General features: G+C 75.3%; 2 protein-coding genes. Both read left to right on the top strand.

The features are described 5' to 3' along the window. Positions 1 to 194 precede the first annotated feature (194 nt). Positions 195 to 968, top strand: a complete 774-nt coding sequence (locus FHG89_RS00200; RefSeq protein ID WP_139581831.1) for an adenosylcobinamide-GDP ribazoletransferase — start codon at positions 195 to 197, stop codon at positions 966 to 968. A gap of 66 nt (positions 969 to 1,034) precedes the next feature. Further along, positions 1,035 to 2,328, top strand: a 1,294-nt coding sequence (locus FHG89_RS00195) for a DUF2314 domain-containing protein (RefSeq protein ID WP_139581829.1), incomplete at its 3' end; no start/stop codon positions are given.

Raw genomic sequence — 2,328 nt, 5'->3', positions numbered from 1 at the left:
CCCGAGCCTTATCGTCGGCAGCGTCAGATGTGTATAAGAGACAGCCCACCCGTCCCTGGGCGGCGGCGAGCCGGCGCCCGAGGAGCCGGAGTACACCGACGAGGAGTACACCGAACCGGACTTCGCCGAGCCGGAGCCGGACGGGCCGGGCCCGGCCAGCACCGGCGCCGACGAGCAGCCGGCGTCGGGCTGGCGTGCCGGCTGAGTCGCGGCTCGTCGCGGGCGCCCGACTGGCGGTCACCACGTTCAGCACCCTGCCGGTGCGCGCCGGGCGGATCGACCGCCCGGTGGCCGGCGCCGCGATGGCGCTCGCCCCGGTGGTTGGCGCGCTGCTCGGGGCGCTGCTGGCCGGGGTGCTGCTGCTCGTCGGCACGCTCGCCGCACCGCTGGTGGCCGCCGGGGTGACGCTGGGGGCCGCGGCCCTGCTCACCCGCGGGCTGCACCTCGACGGGCTGGCCGACACCGTGGACGCCCTCGGCTCGTACCGGCGGGGCGCGGCGGCACTGGAGATCATGAAGAAGCCGGACGTCGGCCCGTTCGGCGTGGTCGCCCTGGTGGTCGTCCTGCTGGTGCAGGCGGCGGCCCTCACCGAGCTGGCCGGTCGCCCCTGGCCGGCGTGTCTCGCGGCGGTGGTCGTGGCGACGGCCGCCGGGCGGCTGGGCGTGACCGTTGCCTGCCGTCGGGGCGTACCGGCGGCCCGACCCGACGGCCTCGGCGCGCTGGTGGCCGGCACGGTCGGCCCGCTGGCACCGGCCGCCGGCGCGGTGGCCGTCGCGCTGCTGGCGGTGCCCGCGGTGCCGGGCCGTCCGTGGCAGGGGCCACTGGCCGTCGTCGTCGCGCTCGCCGTCGCGCTCGCGCTGCTCCACCACGTGGTACGCCGGTTCGGCGGCATCACCGGCGACGTGCTCGGTGCGACGGTCGAGGTGGTCACCACGCTTGTCTACCTGGGTCTGGTGCTGTCCGCCTGAAGCGGGCGCGGCGGGCCGGGTAGCGTTCGGCTCGACAGCACCGGCACGGCAACCGGGGGAACCCACATGCTCATCACTGACGACTTCCTGCCCGTACCGGTGCCGGAGTCGCTCAGCGCGACCTACCTGGTGCCGATGGTGGGGCTGCCGAAGGTCAGCGCGAAGACGGCGGTGGCGGCGCTCACCGGCCGGCTCGCCGAGCCGGTGCACGGGCTTGCCCGGCAGATGCTGGACAGCCCGCTGATGAGCGTGGACACCCGGCCGATCACCGAGTTCCCCGAGCTGCCACCGGATCTGCTCACCGCGTTCGGCGCCACCGAGGAGCAGTTGGCGCGGCTGGCGGCGGCGACGCACCTCGTCGTGGTGCAGGCCGAGTACCGGCCGGGCTGGCCCCCGGCGCACGAGTGGGCGGCCCGGGCGGTCGCGGCGGCGGTCGCCGAGTCCGTCGACAGCGACGTGGTGGACGTGTTCGGCCTCCAGTTCCTCGACCCGGCCACCGCGCTGCGTTCACTCCCCGACGAGCAGGGCCGGATCCGGCTGGTCGACTGGGTGCTGGTGCCGTACTCCTCGGACACCGAGGGGCTGTGGTTCACCACCAAGGGGCTGCGCCGCTTCGGACTGCTGGAGTTGCAGACCCAGGGGGTGCCCGACCATCTGACCCGGGCCTGGGGTGCGGTGATGACGGGGGCGGCGCGTCGGCTCCTGCGGGACTGGACCGACGGGCTCACCGGCGAGGAGGTGCCGGCGTTCGTGCAGTTGCCGGTGCTGGCCACGGTGACCGGGCACGACATCGCGGTGGCGTACGGCAACCCGGAGCAGCACGGCGCGACCGCGCCGGTGCTCCTGCGCCTGGAGCTGGACCCGGCGACCGACCCGGAGGCCGACTCGTTCCTCAGCCTGCGCCCGCCGGCCGGGCATCCCGGTCCGGACGGGCGTTACTACGCCGCCGCGTGCGCGACGCTGTTCTCCGGGATCCAGCCGGATGTGCGCTACGCCCGTTCCGGTGACGCGATGAGCCGGGCGGTCGCCACGGCCCGCGCGGCGCTGGACGAGGCGCGGGCCCGCTTCGTGGCCGGCCGGTTGCCCGCCGAGTCGCAGCTCGTGGTGAAGTACGGCCTTCCCGGCGACGACGGCCCGGAGTATGTCTGGGCGGGTGTCACCTCGTGGGAGGCCCCGGAGCGGATCGTCGGCGTGAGCGCCAGCGACGCCAACACCGACGAGAGCGTGCGAATCGGCGCCCCCGTGGTGGTGGAGGCGACCGACGTGGTCGACTGGGCCGTCCTGGACGCCACCGGAGTCATCGAAGGCGGCTGGACCCAGGCGGTCCTGGACTCCGGCGAACCCCCCACCGCCCCCGAAA

Source organism: Micromonospora orduensis (genome assembly GCF_006228125.1).
Classification (GTDB): domain Bacteria; phylum Actinomycetota; class Actinomycetes; order Mycobacteriales; family Micromonosporaceae; genus Micromonospora; species Micromonospora orduensis.
The sequence above is the reverse complement of the archived record's forward strand: the minus strand, read 5'-3'. Positions and strand labels throughout refer to the sequence as shown.